We start from the raw sequence: 18,720 nt of genomic DNA, 5'->3' as shown, positions 1-18,720 counted from the left end.
GCCGGGGCGTTCTGAGAGGAACGGAGGGTGGGTCAGCGGGCGCGACGCGAGAGGCGCTCGATGTCCATGATCACCACGGAGCGGGGCTCCAGGCGCAGCCAGCCGCGCGAGGCGAAGTCGGCCAGAGCCTTGTTGACCGTCTCACGGGAGGCGCCGACCAGCTGGGCGAGCTCCTCCTGGGTGAGGTCGTGGTGCACGTGGACGCCGTCGTCCGCGGTGCGGCCGAAGCGGTCGGCGAGGTCGAGCAGCGCCTTGGCGACACGGCCGGGCACGTCGGAGAAGACCAGGTCGGCGACGACGTCGTTGGCCTTGCGCAGGCGGCTGGCCAGCTGGGTGAGCAGGCCGTGCGACACCATCGGGCGGCCCTCGAGCCACTTGAGCAGGTCGTCGTGCGACAGCGAGGCGAACGAGGCGTCGGTGACGCAGGTGACGGTCGCCGAGCGCGGGCCCGGGTCGAAGAGCGAGAGCTCACCGAACATCTGGCCGGGGCCGAGGATCGCCAGCAGGTTCTCGCGGCCGTCGCCGGAGGTGCGGCCGAGCTTCACCTTGCCGTCCAGCACCACGTACAGCTTGTCGCCGGAGTCGCCCTCGTGGAAGAGCACCTCGCCACGCCGCAGCCGGCTCTCGGACATGGACGATCGCAGAGCGGTCGCCGCTTCATCATCGAGAGCGCTGAAGAGCGGCGCCTGACGCAGAACGTCGTTGTCCACGGGGTTCCTCCATCCGAAATTTGGCCGTACGACACCCGATCCTAACCGTGGCACCTCTCACATCTTCAACCCTCGCCGTCCGACAGCCTCAACCGGGCCTGTCGGGGGCGCCACGTAGGGTGGTCCCCGTGCCCGCGAATGACTCCCGCACGGCCCTTGTCCGCCGTGCCCGCAAGATCAATCGTGTGCTTGCCGAGACCTACCCCGAGGCGCACTGCGAGCTCGACTTCGACAACCCCTTCGAGCTCCTGGTCGTCACCGTGCTCAGCGCACAGACCACCGACCGCAGGGTGAACAAGGCCCGGCCCGCACTCTTCGCCGCCTACCCCGACGCGACCGCGATGGCCGCAGCCGACCGCGCCCACCTGGAGCAGCTGGTCGGTCCGCTCGGGTTCTTCCGGCAGAAGACGGAGTCGCTGCTCAAGCTCTCCCAGGCGCTGGTCGCCGACTACAACGGCGAGGTGCCGGGTCGCCTCGACGACCTGGTCAAGCTGCCCGGTGTCGGCCGCAAGACGGCGAACGTGGTCCTGGGCAACGCCTTCGGCGTCCCCGGGATCACCGTCGACACCCACTTCGGTCGCCTGGTGCGACGCTTCGGCTGGACCAGCGAGACCGACCCGGTCAAGGTCGAGTTCGCGGTCGGCGACCTCTTCCCCAAGCGCGACTGGACGATGCTGAGCCACTACGTGATCTGGCACGGCCGCCGGATCTGCCACGCAAAGAAGCCGGCCTGCGGCGCCTGCCCGGTGGCGCACTGGTGCCCGGCGTACGGCGAGGGCCCGGTCGACCCGGTGGCCGCCGCCGCGCTGGTCCGCACCCAGGGTCCGGCATGAGCGCCCGCCGCGCGACCGTGCGCGCCGTCGTGGCGGTCGCCGCTGGAGCCGCGTTGCTCAGCGGCTGCTCCTCGATCTCCGCGCCGGACATCTCCGGGCCGGGGCGCACCAGCGTCGAAGTAGACACTCCCGAGCTCCGCGCCCTCAAGGCCACGACGAAGATCGAGCCCTGCGCCCCCGGCGACGGCACCCGTAGCGACGATGGTCTGCCCTCGCTCACCCTCAACTGTCTGGGCGGCGGCGACTCCGTCGACATCTCCTCCCTGCGTGGTCCCCTGGTGATCAACCTCTGGGCCTCCTGGTGCGGCCCGTGCGAGCGCGAGCTGCCGATCTACCAGGAGTTCTACGAGAAGCACGGCGACAAGGTCGGCGTCCTGGGCATCGACTTCCAGGACAACCGCCCCGCCGCCGCCCTGGAACTCGCCAAGGGCGCCGGCGTCACCTACCCGCAGCTGGCCGACGCGAACTCCGACCTCGCCGGCACGAAGCCGATGCCCCCGGTGCCCGGCCTGCCCGCGATCGCCTTCGTCGACGCCGAGGGCCGGTTCGTCGTCGACGACGTCCCGCAGCTGGTCTTCCGCGAGATCAAGAGCGTGCAGGAGTTGGAGGAACTGGTGGCGGAGCGGTTGGGTGTCGAGCTATGACCCGTCCCTTCCCCTCCTGGCTGGAGCCGGTTCGCGACGGCGCTGCCACGATCACCGCCGACGACCTGAGCCGCTTCGTGCCCCCGCACGACCACACCGGACGGCGGGGCGCGGTGCTGATGCTCTTCGGCGAGGGCCCGCAGGGCCCCGACCTGCTCCTCACCGAGCGCTCCCACACGATGCGCAGCCACCCGGGCCAGGTCTCCTTCCCCGGCGGCGGCATCGACGAGGGCGAGGACCCGCAAGCCGCGGCACTGCGTGAGGCCTGGGAGGAGACCGGCCTCGACCCGGACGGCGTGGAGATCTTCGCCGAGCTGCCCGAGCTGTGGCTGCCGCCGAGCAACTACGCGGTGGTCCCGGTGCTCGGCTGGTGGGCCGACGAGTCCCCGGTCACCACGCACTCCGTCGAAGAGGTGCACGCGATCCACCGGGTCACGATCAGCGACCTGGTCGAGCCCACCCACCGGGTCACCGTGCGCGCGCCCAGCGGCTGGCTCGGGCCGGGCTTCCTGATCGGCGAGAACCGCGACGTCATCCTCTGGGGCTTCACCGCGGGCGTGATCACCCGCCTCTTCGAGCACATCGGCTGGACCCAGGAGTGGGACACCACCGTCGAGTACGAGCTTCCCGAGTACATGCTGGTAGGCCCGCCCCCGGGCACCCGCGCCACGCCGAACACCAACTTCAAGGAGCGCCCCGGTCGATGAACGTGCTCGACGTGATCCTGATCCTGCTGGTCCTGGCGTATGCGCTGTCGGGGTACTGGCAGGGCTTCATCACGGGCGCGTTCGCCACCGCGGGCCTGCTGCTCGGCGGCCTGTTCGGGATCTGGCTGGCACCGATCGCGCTCGGCGACGCGGAGCCCTCCACCTGGGTGTCGCTGGGCGCCCTGTTCATCGTGATCCTGTCCGCCACCCTCGGCCAGGCCAGCCTGCAGCTGGCCGGCGCCAAGGCCCGTGAGCTGATCACCTGGCAGCCGGCGCGAGCACTGGACGCCGTCGGCGGCGCGCTGCTCAGCGCGTTCGCGGTGCTGCTGGTCGCCTGGGCTCTCGGGGTCGCGGTCTCCGGCTCCAAGATCGGCAGCGTGACGCCGGTGGTCCGTGAGTCCACCGTGCTGGCCAAGGTGGACGCCGCGTTGCCCGACCAGGCCTACACCGCGCTTAACAGCTTCAACTCCGTGGTCGGCACCGGCTTCTTCCCGCGCTACCTGGAGCCGTTCGCCCCCGAGCGGATCGTCGAGGTCGAGGCGCCCGACACCCGCCGGATCATGCGCGACCCCGACGTTCGCGGTGCCCGCCAGGCCGTGATCAAGGTGCGTGGCGAGAACAACTGTGGCCGCGGCGTCGAGGGCAGTGGGTTCTTCTACGCACCCGGCCGGGTGATGACCAACGCCCACGTGGTGGCCGGCGTCGACGACCCGCAGGTGCACCTCGGCGAGGACACCTTCGACGCCGACGTCGTCCTCTACGACCCCGACCTCGACATCGCGGTGCTCAGCGTCTCGGGCGCGGGCGTGGAGCCGCTGGTCTTCTCCCAGGAGTCCGCGAAGGGTGCCAACGTCGCGGTCCTCGGCTTCCCGGAGGACGGTCCCTACGACGTGCAGCCCGGCCGGGTGCGCACCGAGCAGAAGCTCCGCTCGCCCAACATCTACAACGAGGGCTCGGTGATCCGCGAGGTGCTGTCGCTGCGGGCGCTGATCCGCCCGGGCAACTCCGGCGGCCCGGTGATCAACACCGACGGCGACGTGGTCGGCGTGGTCTTCGCGGCCTCGGTCACCGACTCCGAGACGGGCTACGCGGTGACCAGCAAGGCGGTGCAGGGCGCCGCCAGCACGGGCCGTGCGGCCCGCACGCCGGTCTCCACCGGCACCTGCACCAGCTGACGGCGTCGCGGGGGCGACGAGCGCAGGCTCGCGCACCACAAGCGCAAGGTCGGCAGGAACAAGCGCAAGCTCGGCAGGAACAAGCGCAGGCTCGGCAGGAACAAGCGCAGGCTCGCGCGCAACTAGCGCAAGCTCGGGGTCAGCGAGAGGTGAGGGCGCTCTTGGTCGCCTCGGCCTGGGCGATCGCACGCTCCGGCGCGCGCACCCGCTTGACCTCCTTGACGCCGATCGCGCCGAGCACGGCCGCGACCAGGACGTAGAAGCCGAAGACGATCAGGTAGGCCCAGTGCAGGTCCAGGCCGTCACCGTTCCAGTGGATCAGGTAGGCCAGGAAGATCGAGAAGATGATCACGGCCAGCACCAGCATGAAGCCGGCCGCCACGAAGAGACCGATGCCGACGCCGCCGGCCTTCACGCTGACCTTGAGCTCCGACTTCGCGAGACGGATCTCGCTGGAGATCAGCTTCGAGATGTCACGGTGAGCATCGCCGATGAGGCGGCCGATGGTCGGCTCGTCGTCGTTGAACTGCTGCGCCATGCGTGTCACTCCTGTGCTGGTCCTGATGGTCCGCAGCGGACTCTACACGGCAGAGTCCGCTGCCCGACGGGCGTCGCGACGATCAGTCGGCGTAGGGACCGGTGATCGTCGCGCGCCGCTGATGCACGCGATTGCGCGCGCTCAGCAGAGCCGCGGCAGCCAACGCCGCAGTGGCCGAGCCGATCAGCACCGCAGTCTTGGCCGCCTCCCGCTCCGCCCCGGTGAAGGAGAGGTCGGAGACCAGCAAGGAGACCGTGAAGCCGACACCGGCCAGCATCGCGATGCCCAACACGTCCAGCCAGCTGATGTCCGGGTCGAACTCGGCACGGGTCAGCCGGGTCAGCAGCCAGGAGCCGCCGAAGACGCCGATCGGCTTGCCCAGCACGAGACCGAGCACCACGCCGATCACCACCGGGTCGCTGACCAGCGCGCTGCCGCCGCCGATCACCACGCCGGCCGACATCAGCGCGAAGACCGGGACCGCGAAGCCGGCCGACCACGGGTTGAGGGTGTGCGCCACCCGCTCCGCCGGGCTGGTCCGCTCGCCCTCGTCCAGGCGGACCCGGGTCAGCAGGCCGAGCACCACACCGGCGATGGTGGCGTGCACGCCGCTCTCGTGGGTGAACCACCAGGCGCCCACGAAGAACGGCAGGTAGACCAGCCAGCTGCTGACCCGCAGCCGCTGCAGCACCCAGTACCCCGCGCAGCAGGCCAGGGCGATCAGCAGCGAGGTCAGGTGGAAGCCGGTCGAGTAGAAGGCCGCGATGATCACGATCACGATCAGGTCGTCGACCACCGCCAGCGTCAGCAGGAAGGTGCGCAGCTGTCCGGGCAACGAGGAGCCGACCACCGCCAGCACAGCGACCGCGAAGGCGATGTCGGTGGCCGACGGGATCGCCCAGCCACCGGGGCGCCCGTCGTCGGCGAGCACGTTGATGGTGACGAAGATCAGGGCCGGCACGGCAACGCCGCAGACCGCCGCGACGATCGGCACGATCGCATCCGAGATCCGCGACAGCGAGCCGACCACGAACTCGCGCTTGAGCTCCAGACCGGTGACGAAGAAGAAGAGGGTCAGGGCGCCGTCCGCGGCCCACTTCTCCACCGTCAACGGCCCGATCTCGAACTCGCGCAGGTGCTCGTAGGCGTCGCCGAGACTGGAGTTGGCCCAGACGACGGCGACGAGGGCGGCGGTCAGCGCGAGGATGCCGCCGACGGTCTCGCGGCGCAGCAGATCGCTGACATAGAGGGCGTCGCTGCGCTTCGGGTCAGGAAGGAAGCGAAGACGGGTGAGCCGGGGCATGAGGTCCCTTCGGGAGTCGATCGACAGTTCCGTCGCCATCGCGACGAGCCGACCAGACTTCCCGGCACACCGGAGTCAACCTTACGCAGGCCCCGCCAGGTAGGCCAACTGAGCACGCACGCTGAGCTCGGCGGCACCCCACAGCACCGGGTCGACGTCGGCGTAGACCGTCTCGACCACCCGGCGCGGCAGATCCTCGGCCCGCAGGGCTGCCGGGTCGCCGTCCGGGACTAACGCGACCAGCGCCGCCTCCACCTGCGCGAGCCGGTCGCGACGGTGGCTGATGTAGTAGTCGAGGACGGCCAGCGCGTCGTCGATCACCGGGCCGTGACCGGGCCAGATCGCGCTCAGCTCGTGCGCATCCGCCAGCCGGTGCAGGCGATCCAGCGAGTCGAGGTAGGCACCGAGCGAGCCGTCGGGGTGCGCGACCACGGTGGTGCCCCGACCGAGCACCGTGTCCCCGGTCAGCACCGCGCCATCGGCGGGAACCCAGAAGCAGAGCGAGTCGGCGGTGTGTCCGGGGGTGCCGATCACCTGCACCTCCAGGCCGTCGACGGCGATCACGTCGCCGTCGTGCAGACCCTCGGCGCCGAGCCGGTAGGCGGGGTCGAGTGCCCGCACCCCGCAGCCCATCCGCTCCGCGAACTCGACCGCCGCCTCGGAGTGGTCGGCGTGGTGGTGCGTGAGCAGCACCGCCGCCACCTGCCCCGAGAGCTCCTCGACGGCGTCGAGGTGGCTGGCGATCGAGGGCCCCGGGTCGATCACGATCGAGCGCGAGCCACCCGGCTCGCGCAGCACCCAGGTGTTGGTGCCGTCGAGCGTCATGATGTTGGGGTTCGGGGCGAGCACGCAGTGCGCGCGCTCGCCGAACGCTCCGCCGGCCCAGGTCACGCGCGCTGCTCGTTCCCCACGCCGTGCACCAGGTTGCCGACCCGGATGCCCAGCTCGACGATCCGCGGCCGGCTCTCCAGGCGCCCCGAGGCGACGTCGAAGGTCGGCTCGATCATCTCGAACGGCAAGGCCGCAGCGTGCTTCAACGCCTGCTCGGGCGAGAGCGCGTCGTAGAGCTCGCACAGGGTCGCGTAGGTGGGCGGGAGCAGCAGCATCTGCCGCTCGTCGCCGAGCCGGATCGCCTCGCGCACCGTCAGCCACTCGACCTTGTCGGACTCGCTGGAGACGTCACGGGTGATCTGCCCCTGTGGCAGGGTCGCCACGAAGAACCAGGTCAGGTAGCGCTTGGGCTCGAAGACCGGGGTGAGCCAGCCGCCCAGCACCGACAGCAGGTCGGTGCGCAGCACCAGGCCGCGGCGGGTCAGGAACTCGGTGAGCGAGAGCTCGCGGTCCTCCAGGGCGACCCGGTCCGCCTCCCAGTCCTCGCCGGTGGTGTCGGCGACCACCGAGGTGGCGGTGCCCGCCAGCAGCACGCCGGACTCCTCGAAGGTCTCCCGGACCGCGGCGCAGACCAGCGCCTTGGCCTCATCGGGCGTGCAGTCCATCCGCTCGGCCCACTCCTGCGGGGAGGGGCCGGCCCACAGCGACGGCTCGAGCTCGGCATCGCGAGCATCCACGCCGCCACCGGGGAAGACGCTCATCCCGGCCGCGAACTCCATGCCCACGTGGCGGCGCAGCAGGTAGACCTCCAGGCCGCCAGGAGCACCGTCGCCGTCACGCAGCAGCACCACGGTCGAGGCCGAGCGCGGAGCCGCAGGCTCCCGCGCCCCCTCGACGAACTCGGTGGCCTGGGCGATCAGGTGCGGCGGCAGGGTGAGCGTGGGGTCCATCAGACCTCCACCAGGATCTCGACCTCGACCGGCGAGTCGAGCGGGAGCACCGGGACGCCGACCGCGGAGCGGGCGTGCACGCCCGCGTCGCCGAACGCCTCGCCGAGCAGCTCGGAGACGCCGTTGGCGACCTTGGGCTGGCCGGTGAAGTCGGCGGTCGAAGAGACGAAGACGACGACCTTCACGACCCGCTTGACCAGGTCGAGGTCACCGATCTCGGCCTTCACCGCGGCGATCGCGTTGAGGCCGCACTGCCGAGCGCACGCGTAGGCCTCCTCCTCGCTGACCTCGCCACCGACCTTGCCGGTGAGCATCAGCTCGCCCGACTTCATCGGCAGCTGGCCCGAGGTGAAGATGTGGTTGCCGCTGCGCACCGCCGGCACATAGACGGCGACCGGCTTGGCGACGTCAGGGACCTGGAGGCCGAGCGCGGCCAGGCGCTCCTCGACGGCGCTCATCAGCCCTCGATCGGGCGCTTGAAGTAGCCGACCAGGTTCTCCGGGTTCATGCCCGGTGCGATCTGCACGAGCTCCCAGCCGTCCGAGCCGAAGTTGTCCAGAATCTGCTTCGCCGCGTGCGTGAGGATCGGCGCGGTCAGGTATTCCCACTTGGTCATATCGGCACCCTACTCGGCCCGTTGCCGGGCCGATCTCCAACCGTGGGCTGACGCACATCCCGCCCGGGCGCTCTACCCTCGCTGGCATGGCCCGCCCACCTCGCCGTCTCGGCCCGCGCGGCCAGCGTGCCTTCGACGTCGCGCTGGCCGCCGCCCTGGCGCTGCCGGCCGTGCTGGTCTTCCCCTTCGGAGCGATGACCTGGCCGGAGAACCTGCTGTCGTTGGCGATGACGGTGCCCCTGCTCTGGCGCCGCACGCACCCGGTGGCGGTGATGGCGGTGGTCAGCCTCGCCCACTTCCTCCAACTTCAGCTCACCGACCTGCCGATCTACGGCCAGATCGGCTTCCCGTTCGCGGTCTACGCGATCGCCCGCCATGCCACCGCGTTCTGGAGCTGGGTCGGACTCGGCATCTCCCAGCTCGGCGCCGTGCTCGCGTCGATCGACTGGCTGCTCGGCTTCGACAGCCTCGACCTGCGCAACTTCGTCGCCTACCTGGTGCCGCTGAGCCTGGTCGGCCTGGTCTCCTGGCTCTTCGGCAACCTCGCCCGGACCCGGCACGAGTACGTCGCAGCCCTGCTGGACCGCGGCGAGCGCCTCGAGCGCGAGGCCGATCAGCAGGTCGCCCTCGCCGCAGCCGATGAGCGGGCCAGGATCGCCCGCGAGATGCACGACGTCGTCGCGCACGGGCTCTCCGTGATCGTGGTCCAGGCCGACGGCGCGCGCTACGCCGTCAGCGATCCGGTGGCCACCGAGACCCTGACCACGATCGCCGCCACCGGGCGTGAGTCGTTGACGGAGATGCGCCGGATGCTGGGGCTGCTGCGCTCGGAGGAGTCCGGGGTGCGACCGCAGCCGGTGCTCGCCGACGTCGTCCACCTGATCGCTGAGGCCCGGGCGGGAGGCGTCGCCGTCGAGGCCGAGCTGCCGGACCCGCTGCCCCCGGTGTCGGACGGCGTCGGGCTGAGCGTCTACCGGATCGTCCAGGAGGCGTTGACCAACGTGCGCAAGCACGCCGGCCCGGCGGCCCGGGTCAACGTCAGCCTCGCGGTGAGCGCGGAGCAGGTGACGTTGGCCGTGCTCGACGACGGCAACGGCGCCAGCGCCGCCGACGACGGGCGCGGCCTCGGACTGCTCGGCATGCGGGAGCGGACCGGAGCACACGGCGGCACGCTGGCGGCCGGTCCGCGCCCGGGTGGCGGGTTCGCGGTCTCTGCGAGGATTCCCCTGTGAGCGCAAGCGATTCGGCCCCTCGCCCCGATGCCGCCCCGATCCGGGTGGTGCTCGTCGACGACCAGCAGATGGTGCGCGCCGGCTTCGGGATGCTGCTCGGCAGTCAGGCCGACCTCGAGGTGGTCGGCGAGGCCGGCAACGGCGAGGAGGCCTTGCGCCTGCTGGCCGGAACCGCTGCCGACGTGGTGCTGATGGACGTGCGGATGCCGGTCATGGACGGCGTGCAGGCGACTGCACAGATCGCGGCCGGCGGCGACGTGCCCCGGGTGATCGTGCTGACCACCTTCGACCTCGACGAGTACGCCTTCGCGGCGCTGCGGGCCGGCGCCTCCGCGTTCCTGCTCAAGGACGCCCCGCCGGAGGACCTGCTGCGCGCGATCCGCTCGGTGCATGCCGGCGACGCCGTCGTCGCGCCCAGCACGACCCGCCGTCTGCTCGACCACTTCACCGCCGCGCTGCCTGCCGAGCCCGCACCTGCCGTCGACGACGAACGCCTGCGCTGGTTGACCGAACGCGAGCGCGAGGTGCTGGTGTTGATCGGGCGCGGGCTCTCCAACACCGAGATCGCCGAGGAGCTGGTGGTCGCCGAGGCGACCGTGAAGACCCACGTCGGACGCCTGCTCGCCAAGACCCAGTGCCGCGACCGGGTGCAGCTGGTGATCCTCGCCTACGAGACGGCACTGGTCTCGCCCAGCTAGTACGACCACGGTCTGACGTCGCGCGCCTGGCTGCGACCCGGGGATGAGGCGCACTCCCGTCCGCGGACCGACGTCGCGGGGGCCGCCGGCTGGAAGCGTCGGGGCCATGAGCCAGACCCTCTCCCCCGATCCCGTGAGCGACTCGGTCGCCACCCCCTTCGCCGCCCGCGCCCGGGCCCTGACCCGCGTGCATGGCCGTGGCGAGGCAGCCGTGCACGCCTTGCGTGGCGTCGATCTGGAGCTGCCGCGCGGACGCTTCACCGCGATTATGGGCCCGTCCGGGTCGGGCAAGTCCACGCTGATGCACTGCCTGGCCGGCCTCGACCAGGCGACCTCGGGAAACGTGGAGATCACCGGGACCGACCTCTCCGGCCTCGACGACGACGCCCTGACCAGGTTCCGGCGCGAGCAGATCGGCTTCGTCTTCCAGTCGTTCAACCTGTTGCCGATGCTCACCGCCGAGCAGAACATCCTGCTGCCGTTCGACCTGGCCGGGCGCCGGCTGACGAAGGCGGACCGCACCCGGCTCAGCGAGATCGTGGAGGTGCTGGGCATCGCCGACCGGCTCCGGCACCTGCCCAGTGAGCTCTCCGGCGGCCAGCAGCAGCGGGTCGCGATCGCCCGTGCCCTGGTCACCTCGCCGGCCCTGCTCTTCGCCGACGAGCCCACCGGCAACCTCGACAGCGAGGCCTCCGCGGAGGTGCTGGACTTCCTGCGCCGCTCGGTGCGGGAGTTCTCGCAGACCGTGGTGATGGTGACCCACGAGCTCGACGCAGCGGCCTACGCCGACGACGTGGTGGTGCTCCACGACGGCCGGGTCACCACCCAGTTGCGCCGGCCCAGCGCCGAGCAGCTCGCCGCCGCGGTCCGCGGAGGTGCGCGCTGATGCGCACCGTCGTCTACGGCTCGCTGCGCCGCTACGGCCGGCGCTACCTCACTGCGGCGGTCGCGGTGATGGTCGCGGTCGGCTTCCTGGTCGCCGTCAACGCGCTCACCTCCTCGGCCAAGACCGGGCTGAGCTCCGGCATCGCCCTCCCCTTCGCCGACGCCGACGTGGTCGCCTCGGAGCTCACCGGTGACGAGGCGCAGGCACTGATGGCGCGCGCAGAGCAGGAGCACGCGCAGGCCGCCGTCCTCGGCTGGACCCCGCAGCCGGTGCGGGCCGGGCAACGACTGCTCGGCTCCGATCTGGACCTCGGCGTGATCGCCCCCGACCAGCGGTTCCGATGGCAGGAGCTGCGCTCCGGTCGCTACCCCGAGCGCGCCGGAGAGGCGGTGATCGACGTGAACGAGGCCAAGCGGCACCGTCTCGAGCCCGGTGAGCTGCTCACGGTCGGCACCGCCCCCACCACCGTCCGGGTGCGGGTCGTCGGAGTCGTCGACACGCCTTCGATCTTCGTCGCGGCTGCGGTCTATCTGCTCTGGGACGACCTCGCCCCGTGGGCGGACCAGCTCAGCGTCGACAGCGTGCTGTGGTCGCAGGGCACCTCGCCCGAGGCGCAGCTCGAGCAGCTCACCGACTGGCAGCCCACCGCCACGGTGGAACTCCGCGACGACCACGTCGAGGCCCTCAAGGTGGAGATCGACCGGGGCGTGGACATCCTGGCCCTGATCGGACTGCTCTTCGTCGCGATCGCGGTCTGCGTGGCCGTGCTGGTGATCGCCAACACCTTCGCGATCATCTTCGCCCAGCGCGCCCGCGACCTCGCGCTGCTGCGCTGCGTCGGCGCGACCCGCGGGCAGCTGCTGCGCTCGGTGCGGCTGGAGGCGCTGGCGATCGGCGCCACCGCCTCGCTGCTCGGCGTGGGGCTCGGCATCGCCGGCGGCTACGGGCTGGTCGCGGCGATCGATGCGCTCAGTGACTCCTTCACCATGGGCGCCATCGCCTGGAACCCCCTCTGGATCGGTGCCGCCGCCCTGCTCGGCACGCTGACCACCGTCGTCGCCGCCTGGCTGCCGACCCGCCGGGTGGTCCGGGTGCGACCGCTCCAGGCGCTGCGGCCCGAGGCCGCCCAGCCCATCACCGCGCGGGCGGGTGCTCTGCGTCTCGGCTGCGGCGTGGGCCTGCTGCTGCTCGGCTCGGTGGCGCTTGCCTGGGCGGTCCGCGAGCACCAGGTCGAGCCGATGCTGGCCGGTGGGATCACCGTCTTCGCCGGGGTACTCGCGCTGGGCCCCCTGCTGGTCCCGGCGGTGATCCGGGCGATCGGGCGCCTGCTCGCTCCGCTCGGCGGGGCGCCGGCCCGGCTCGCCACCCGCAACGCGGTGCGCAACCCGCGCCGCAGCGCCTCGACGACGGCAGCGCTGCTGATCGGGGTCACCCTCACCTCCGCCGTGCTCACCGGCCTGGCCACCGCCCGCGGCGCGGTCGCCGAGGAGATGGACCGCAGCGACCCGGTGGACGTCGCGATCACCGCGGGCCGCGCTGAGCCGTTGAGCAACGAGCTGATCGCCGCGATCGGCCGCCAGCGCGACGTGCTCGACGTCGACGCACTGCGCGGCACCACGGTTCGCTCGCCGGAGCTGGGCCGGATCGACGTCGCCGTCGCCGGCTCGCAGGCACCGCGCAGCTCCGAGCCGGTGAGCGCCGACGACGACACCGTGCTGATGCCGATCGACCTGATCGGGGAGGCGGGGCTGCCGGAGCGGGTGCGCCTGCGCACCGCGCAGGGATCGGTCCTGCTGCGCACCGAGGTCGGCGACGGCTGGGGCAACATCGCCCTGGTCTCCGCGACGACGCTGGCCCGGTTGAGTGCCGAGCCGACGATCCGCGCGGCATGGGTGCGGGCGCGCGACGGGGCCGACGCCGAGGACCTCACCGGTGACCTCACCGCCCTGGCGGCGAGCGAGGACGCCGCGGTGGCCAGTGCGCTCTCCCAGCGCGGCTACGTCGACCTGCAGCTCACGGTGCTGACCGCCGCGATCGTCGGCCTGTTGGGCATCTCCGTGCTGATCGCCCTGGTCGGAATCGCCGGAACGCTGGGCCTCTCGGTGCTGGAGCGCACCCGCGAGCACGCGATGCTGCGCGCGGTCGGGTTGAGCCGCGGCGGCCTGCGCAGGCTGCTCGGGTTCGAGGCGGCCCTGCTCTCGGTGACCGCGACCGTGATCGGGGTGGCCCTCGGCCTGGCCTTCGCCTGGGTGGCGATCCGGACCGTCGTCACCCCGGCCGTGCCCGGAGTGACGATGACCTGGCCGGTCGGACAGCTGGTCGCCGTGGTGGCGATCTCCGCGGTCGCCGGGCTGGCCTCGTGTGTGCTGCCGGCCCGCAGGGCTGTCCGAATCACCCCGATTGCCGGGCTCGCTCAGGAATAACGGTCCCGGCCTCGCCAGTGCGGGGCTAGGGTTGCGCAGCGTGAGGACCGAGAAGGCGGAGGCGGACTGGAGCCGCGTCCAACTGCACATCGTCACGGGCAAGGGCGGCACCGGGAAGTCCACGGTGGCCGCCGCGCTCGCGCTCAGCCTCGCCAGCCAGGGCCGCAACGTCCTGCTGTGCGAGGTCGAGGGCCGGCAGGGCATCGCCCAGATGTTCGACGTCGAGCCGCTGCCCTACGAGGAGCGCAAGATCGCGACCGGTCTGCCGACCCCCGGGCAGGCCACCCCGGGCAGCGTCTTCGCGCTGCACATCGACGCCGAGTCAGCACTGCTGGAGTACCTGGCGATGTACTACAAGCTCGGCCGGGCCGGCCGGGCGCTCGACAAGTTCGGCGTGATCGACTTCGCCACCACGATCGCCCCCGGCGTCCGTGACGTGCTGCTGACCGGCAAGGTCTACGAGGCGGCGAAGGAGGGCCGGAAGAAGGGCACCTCCTCCAAGCAGGGCGCGCACTACGACGCGATCGTGCTGGACGCGCCGCCGACCGGCCGGATCACCCAGTTCCTCGGCGTGAACTCGGAGTTGGCCGGGCTGGCCAAGGTGGGTCCGATCAAGGGCCAGGCCGACACCGTGATGACGCTCTTCCGCTCCCCGCGCACCCGGGTGCACCTGGTCACCGTGCTGGAGGAGATGCCGGTCCAGGAGACCGCCGACGGCATCGCCGAGCTTCGCGCCGCCGAGCTTCCGGTCGGCGCGGTGATCGTGAACCTGGTCCGGCCCCAGGACCTCACCCCCGAGCAGCTGAGCGCGATCCGCGAGGACACCGTGGATCGCGAGCGGATCGCCGCCGATCTCCTCCAGGCAGGCATCGGCGCCGACGACGAGCTGATCGAGAGCCTGCTCACCGAGGCCCGCGACCATGCCGAGCGGCGTGCGCTCGAGGACTCCCAGCGCCGCGTGGTCGAGCAGTTGGACGCGCCGTCGTTCGAGCTTCCCCGGCTGGCCGGCGGGGTGGACCTGGGCGGGCTCTACGAGCTCGCCGGCGCCTTGAGAGAGCAGGGGCTGCGATGAGCAGGACGCATCCGCGGGTCGGCCCGCTGGCCAGCGACGGGAGCACCGCGCTGGCACTCGACGTCGACGCGCTGCTGGACGATCGCGGCACCGAGATCATCGTCTGCTGCGGCTCCGGCGGCGTCGGCAAGACGACGACGTCGGCGGCGCTGGCACTGCGCGCCGCCGAGCGTGGCCGCAAGGTCGTGGTGCTGACCATCGACCCGGCACGGCGGCTGGCCCAGTCGATGGGCATCGAGTCGCTGGACAACACTCCCCGCCCGGTGCCCGGCGCAGGCGCGGACGGCGGCAGCCTGGACGCGATGATGCTCGACATGAAGAGCACCTTCGACGAGGTGGTGCTCAGCCAGGCCAACCCGGAAAAGGCCAAGCAGATCCTGGAGAACCCCTTCTACGTCGCGCTGTCGACGTCGTTCGCGGGCACCCAGGAGTACATGGCGATGGAGAAGCTCGGTCAGCTGCACGCCTCCGCGCAGGAGTCCGGGGCCTGGGACCTGATCGTCGTCGACACGCCGCCGTCACGCTCGGCACTCGACTTCCTGGACGCCCCCGAACGGCTCTCCAGCTTCCTCGACGGCCGCTTCATCAAGCTGCTGCTGACGCCGGCGCGCGGGCCCGCGCGGCTGATGAGCGCCGGCTTCTCGATGATGACCAACGCCCTGTCGAAGATCGTCGGCGCCTCCGTGCTGCAGGACCTGCAGACCTTCGTCGCCGCGTTCGACACCCTCTTCGGCGGCTTCCGGCAGCGCGCCCAGAAGACGTTCCAGCTGCTCCAGGCCGAGGGCACCGCATTCCTGGTGGTCGCCGCCCCCGAGCCGGACGCGCTGCGCGAGGCCGCCTACTTCGTGGAGCGGCTCAGCGGCGAGCGGATGCCGCTGGCCGGCCTGGTCGTGAACCGGGCCAGCGGTGCTCCGGTCTCCCGGCTGAGCGCGGACAGCGCGGTGGCCGCGGCCGAGCGGCTGCTCGCGGACGACGACGACGCCAACGACCTGAGCGCCGGCCTGCTCCGGCTGCACGCCGACCGGGTCCGGATCGTCGAGCGGGAGGCACGGTTGCGCCGCGGCTTCGCGACGAGTCACCCGAACGTGGCGACCGCCGTCGTGCCGGCACTGGCCAGCGACGTGCACGACCTGGACGGGTTGCGCACCATCGGCACCCTGATCGCCGAGCAGGGCTGAGCCCCAGTGAGGGCAGCACGGAAGGCCATCTGCCCCCTGGCAGATGGCCTTCGTGGTCAGTCGAGCGTCAGATCGCGACCTGCTGGTTGGCCTTGGCGGCCTCCAGCACGGTGCGCCACGATTCGACGTTGCGACGGCGCAGCAGTGCCCGGCGCTCACGCTCGGTCATGCCGCCCCACACGCCCCACTCGATTTGGTTGTCTAGTGCCTCGGCCAAGCATTCCGTGCGCACGGGGCATCCCCCGCACACCTGCTTCGCCTTGTTCTGCTCCGCGCCGCGAACGAACAGGTCATCTGGTTGCCCCTGCCTGCACGCTGCGGACGGTGCCCAATCTTCTACCCACATGCGATGTCCCCACATCCGGGATTGGTGAGTCCCACCTGCGAAACTCCCCACCGGCCAATCCCGCCAACAAGGTAAGTGCCTGCCGATGTGATCTGGCAGACACGAAACAACTACATTCAATAGTCAATTTGGACTATGTCCAATGGCTCGTCCACAAGGTGGGATGAACCGGTCCCGTACGCTTGAGGCCATGTCGTCGTCGCAAGAACCACGCGAGAGCTTCGCCAGCATCGCGGGCTCCATGCTCCTGGTGTCCGCCATCCTCGGCGTCCTCGTCGCAGGCCTCGCCATCCCGTTCGCCGGGGTGGCCGGGATCGCCGCCCGCAACGCCGCGGACTCCATGCAGGACCTTCCTGCCGACATGGAGGAGCAGGCGCTGCCGCAGCGCACCCGGATCCTGGCCGCCGACGGCAGCCCGATCGCCACCATCTACGACGAGAACCGGGTGAACGTGCCGCTGCGGCAGGTCTCCAAGGTGATGCGTCAGGCGATCCTCTCCATCGAGGACTACCGCTTCTACCAGCACGGCGCGCTGGACCTGAAGGGCACGCTGCGCGCCCTGATCACCAACCAGGCCGCCGGCGCCACGGTGCAGGGTGGCTCCTCGATCACCCAGCAGATGGTCAAGCTGACCCTGGTCCAGCAGGCGAAGACCGACGAGGAGCGCCGGGCGGCGATCGACGACACCTTCGCCCGCAAGATCCGCGAGCTGCGCTACGCCATCGCCTACGAGCAGAACCACTCCAAGGACTGGATCCTCGAGCGGTACCTGAACATCGCCTATTTCGGGGACGGCGTGTACGGCGTCCAGGCCGCCGCGCGGCACTACTTCAGCGTCGACGCCCGCAAGCTCAACCTGCAGCAGGCAGCCACCCTGGCCGGCCTGGTGAAGAACCCGGTGGGCTACGACCCGACCCGCTACGGCGACCGTGCGGTCACCCGGCGCAACACGGTGCTCGACCGGATGGCCGAGCTCAACGTGATCCCGCAGGAGAAGGCCGACAAGGTCAAGGCGCGCAGCCTCGGCCTGAAGATCACCCCGAACCGCAACGGCTGCCTGGTCTCGGCCGCGCCGTTCTTCTGCGACTACGTGATCAACTACCTCAAGCAGGACCCGGCCCTCGGCGCGACCGCCGACGAGCGCGAGCAGCTGCTCAAGTCCGGCGGCCTGACCATCCACACCACGATCGACCTGCGCTTCCAGAAGGCCGCCACCAACGCGGTCGAGGGCCACGTCTACCCGCGGGAGAACGCGATCGGCGCCCTCGCCCTGATCGAGCCGGGCACCGGCGACGTGAAGGCGCTGGCGCAGTCGCGCCCGATGGGCACCCGCAAGGCGGCCGGCGAGACCTTCATCAACTACACCGTGCCCAAGGAGGACGGCGGCGCCCGCGGCTTCCAGGGCGGCTCGACGTTCAAGGCCTTCGTGCTGGCACAGGCGATCCGCCAGGGCGAGTCGATGAGCGAGATGCTGCCGGCCGCGGACCCGATGACCTTCCGCGAGTCCGACTACCTCACCTGTGGCGACGAGCCCTACGGCTACGGCTCCTTCTCGGTGCCGAACTCCACCGGTGACGGCCGGCCCAAGAACATGTACTCCGGCACTCAGCAGTCGGTGAACACCTACTTCCTGGGGCTGACCCAGAAGACCGGCATCTGCAAGCCGTTCAAGCTGGCCCAGGACCTCGGCGTCAACCTGACCAACCCGACCGGCGGCCCCGAGGGCAGCGCCGAGCGGACCCCCAACTTCAGCCTCGGCGTCGCCGACGCCACCCCGCTGGAGATGGCGGAGGCCTACGCCACCTTCGGCGCCCGCGGCATGCACTGCGACTCGCGCCCGGTCACCAAGATCGACGACGCCAACGGCACCGAGGTGAAGAGCTACCCGAAGACCTGCCTGCAGGCGCTGCCCAAGGCCGTCGCGGACGCCGTCAACGACGTGCTGAAGGGCGTCACCGCCCCGGGCGGCTTCGCCCAGTACATCGCCCCGTCGCAGCCCTCGGCCGGCAAGACCGGTACCACCAACAGCGCGAACTCCGTGTGGTTCGTGGGCTACACCCCGAACCTGGCCGGCGCCTCGATGATCGCCGGTGCCGACGCCAACGGCAGCCCGTCGTCGCTGATCGGCAAGGTCGTCGGCGGCCGCACCCTCTACGACGCCTCCGGATCCGGCACCGCCGGCCCGATGTGGGGCGAGACCTTCAAGGCCGTCGAGCAGTGGTTGGACGACGAGACCTTCGTGCCGCCGTCGGCCGACGAGGTCACCGGCGTCCTGGTCAACGTGCCCAGCGTCGCCGGACGCAGCGTCGACGAGGCCACCGCCATCCTGGAGGGCGCGAACTTCGAGGTCGCCGTCGCCCCCGGCATGGTCGACTCCGGCTACGGCCGCGGCCTGGTCGCCTACAGCTCGCCCGGCAGCGGCGTGCCGAGCTCCAGCGGCGACACGATCACCCTCTTCATCTCCGACGGCACCCCGTACGTGAAGCCGAAGAAGGACAAGAAGGGCAAGAAGAACAACGGCCGGGACCGCGGCCGAGGCCGCTAGCCGTACCCGGCCAGGACAAGGACGAGGCCCCCA

Annotated in this window: 19 protein-coding genes; 11 read left to right on the top strand and 8 right to left on the bottom strand. The window is 71.2% G+C overall.

The window, feature by feature from the left end; all coding sequences use genetic code 11:
• Positions 1-32: 32 nt before the first annotated feature.
• Positions 33-710: a Crp/Fnr family transcriptional regulator gene (locus ABD151_RS17295; RefSeq protein ID WP_343996046.1), complete on the bottom strand. Its 678-nt coding sequence runs from the start codon at positions 708-710 to the stop codon at positions 33-35.
• A gap of 119 nt (positions 711-829) precedes the next feature.
• Here ABD151_RS17295 and nth point away from each other — a divergent pair, with 119 nt between their 5' ends.
• The 4 genes from nth to ABD151_RS17275 are packed head-to-tail and all read left to right on the top strand — an operon-like array spanning position 830 to position 4,069.
• Positions 830-1,543, top strand: a complete 714-nt coding sequence (nth, locus tag ABD151_RS17290; protein WP_343996045.1) for an endonuclease III — start codon at positions 830-832, stop codon at positions 1,541-1,543.
• On the top strand, positions 1,540-2,187 hold the full coding sequence (locus tag ABD151_RS17285; protein ID WP_343996044.1) for a TlpA family protein disulfide reductase: 648 nt from the start codon (positions 1,540-1,542) through the stop codon (positions 2,185-2,187). The genes nth and ABD151_RS17285 overlap by 4 nt, the downstream gene beginning before the upstream one ends.
• Positions 2,184-2,894 (top strand): NUDIX hydrolase, encoded by a 711-nt coding sequence (locus ABD151_RS17280; RefSeq protein ID WP_343996043.1) that lies wholly within the window; start codon positions 2,184-2,186, stop codon positions 2,892-2,894. Before ABD151_RS17285 ends, ABD151_RS17280 begins: the two co-directional genes overlap by 4 nt.
• Entirely contained in the window at positions 2,891-4,069 is a 1,179-nt protein-coding gene (locus ABD151_RS17275) for a MarP family serine protease (RefSeq protein ID WP_343996042.1), read from the top strand. The genes ABD151_RS17280 and ABD151_RS17275 overlap by 4 nt, the downstream gene beginning before the upstream one ends.
• A gap of 139 nt (positions 4,070-4,208) precedes the next feature.
• On the opposite strand, the gene ABD151_RS17270 is transcribed toward ABD151_RS17275, so the two are convergent.
• The 6 genes from ABD151_RS17270 to sp36 all read right to left on the bottom strand — a co-directional run bounded on the left by ABD151_RS17270 (position 4,209) and on the right by sp36 (position 8,307).
• Entirely contained in the window at positions 4,209-4,607 is a 399-nt protein-coding gene (locus ABD151_RS17270; RefSeq protein WP_343996041.1) for a phage holin family protein, read from the bottom strand.
• A gap of 82 nt (positions 4,608-4,689) precedes the next feature.
• Entirely contained in the window at positions 4,690-5,949 is a 1,260-nt protein-coding gene (nhaA, locus tag ABD151_RS17265; protein ID WP_343996040.1) for a Na+/H+ antiporter NhaA, read from the bottom strand.
• Between the two features lie 42 nt (positions 5,950-5,991).
• Positions 5,992-6,801, bottom strand: coding sequence for an MBL fold metallo-hydrolase (locus ABD151_RS17260; protein WP_343996039.1), 810 nt, complete (start codon positions 6,799-6,801; stop codon positions 5,992-5,994).
• On the bottom strand, positions 6,798-7,691 hold the full coding sequence (locus tag ABD151_RS17255; protein ID WP_343996038.1) for an NUDIX hydrolase: 894 nt from the start codon (positions 7,689-7,691) through the stop codon (positions 6,798-6,800). Before ABD151_RS17255 ends, ABD151_RS17260 begins: the two co-directional genes overlap by 4 nt.
• Positions 7,691-8,149 carry a RidA family protein gene (locus tag ABD151_RS17250; RefSeq protein ID WP_343996037.1) on the bottom strand — a complete coding sequence of 153 codons (459 nt, stop codon included), beginning with the start codon at positions 8,147-8,149 and terminating at the stop codon, positions 7,691-7,693. Before ABD151_RS17250 ends, ABD151_RS17255 begins: the two co-directional genes overlap by 1 nt.
• Positions 8,149-8,307: a Sp36 family protein gene (gene sp36, locus ABD151_RS17245; RefSeq protein ID WP_181645291.1), complete on the bottom strand. Its 159-nt coding sequence runs from the start codon at positions 8,305-8,307 to the stop codon at positions 8,149-8,151. Before sp36 ends, ABD151_RS17250 begins: the two co-directional genes overlap by 1 nt.
• 86 nt (positions 8,308-8,393) lie before the next feature.
• Here sp36 and ABD151_RS17240 point away from each other — a divergent pair, with 86 nt between their 5' ends.
• The 6 genes from ABD151_RS17240 to bagB all read left to right on the top strand — a co-directional run bounded on the left by ABD151_RS17240 (position 8,394) and on the right by bagB (position 15,796).
• Entirely contained in the window at positions 8,394-9,539 is a 1,146-nt protein-coding gene (locus ABD151_RS17240) for a sensor histidine kinase (RefSeq protein WP_343996036.1), read from the top strand.
• Entirely contained in the window at positions 9,536-10,237 is a 702-nt protein-coding gene (locus tag ABD151_RS17235; RefSeq protein ID WP_343996035.1) for a response regulator, read from the top strand. Before ABD151_RS17240 ends, ABD151_RS17235 begins: the two co-directional genes overlap by 4 nt.
• Positions 10,238-10,343: 106 nt before the next feature.
• Positions 10,344-11,123, top strand: coding sequence for an ABC transporter ATP-binding protein (locus ABD151_RS17230; RefSeq protein WP_343996034.1), 780 nt, complete (start codon positions 10,344-10,346; stop codon positions 11,121-11,123).
• Entirely contained in the window at positions 11,123-13,546 is a 2,424-nt protein-coding gene (locus ABD151_RS17225; RefSeq protein ID WP_343996033.1) for an ABC transporter permease, read from the top strand. The genes ABD151_RS17230 and ABD151_RS17225 overlap by 1 nt, the downstream gene beginning before the upstream one ends.
• A gap of 40 nt (positions 13,547-13,586) precedes the next feature.
• Positions 13,587-14,618, top strand: coding sequence for an ATPase BagA (gene bagA / locus ABD151_RS17220; RefSeq protein WP_343996032.1), 1,032 nt, complete (start codon positions 13,587-13,589; stop codon positions 14,616-14,618).
• Complete coding sequence (gene bagB / locus ABD151_RS17215; protein ID WP_343996031.1) at positions 14,615-15,796, top strand: ArsA family ATPase; 1,182 nt, start codon at positions 14,615-14,617, stop codon at positions 15,794-15,796. The genes bagA and bagB overlap by 4 nt, the downstream gene beginning before the upstream one ends.
• A gap of 67 nt (positions 15,797-15,863) precedes the next feature.
• Here the strand turns inward: bagB and ABD151_RS17210 are convergent, their stop codons facing one another.
• Positions 15,864-16,142 (bottom strand): WhiB family transcriptional regulator, encoded by a 279-nt coding sequence (locus ABD151_RS17210; protein ID WP_343996030.1) that lies wholly within the window; start codon positions 16,140-16,142, stop codon positions 15,864-15,866.
• A gap of 190 nt (positions 16,143-16,332) precedes the next feature.
• Between ABD151_RS17210 and ABD151_RS17205 the strand changes: the two genes are divergently transcribed.
• Complete coding sequence (locus ABD151_RS17205; RefSeq protein WP_343996029.1) at positions 16,333-18,687, top strand: transglycosylase domain-containing protein; 2,355 nt, start codon at positions 16,333-16,335, stop codon at positions 18,685-18,687.
• The last annotated feature ends 33 nt before the right edge of the window (positions 18,688-18,720 follow it).

Source organism: Nocardioides dubius, from assembly GCF_039528155.1.
GTDB lineage: Bacteria > Actinomycetota > Actinomycetes > Propionibacteriales > Nocardioidaceae > Nocardioides > Nocardioides dubius.
This window is presented reverse-complemented; position numbering and strand designations above follow the sequence as displayed.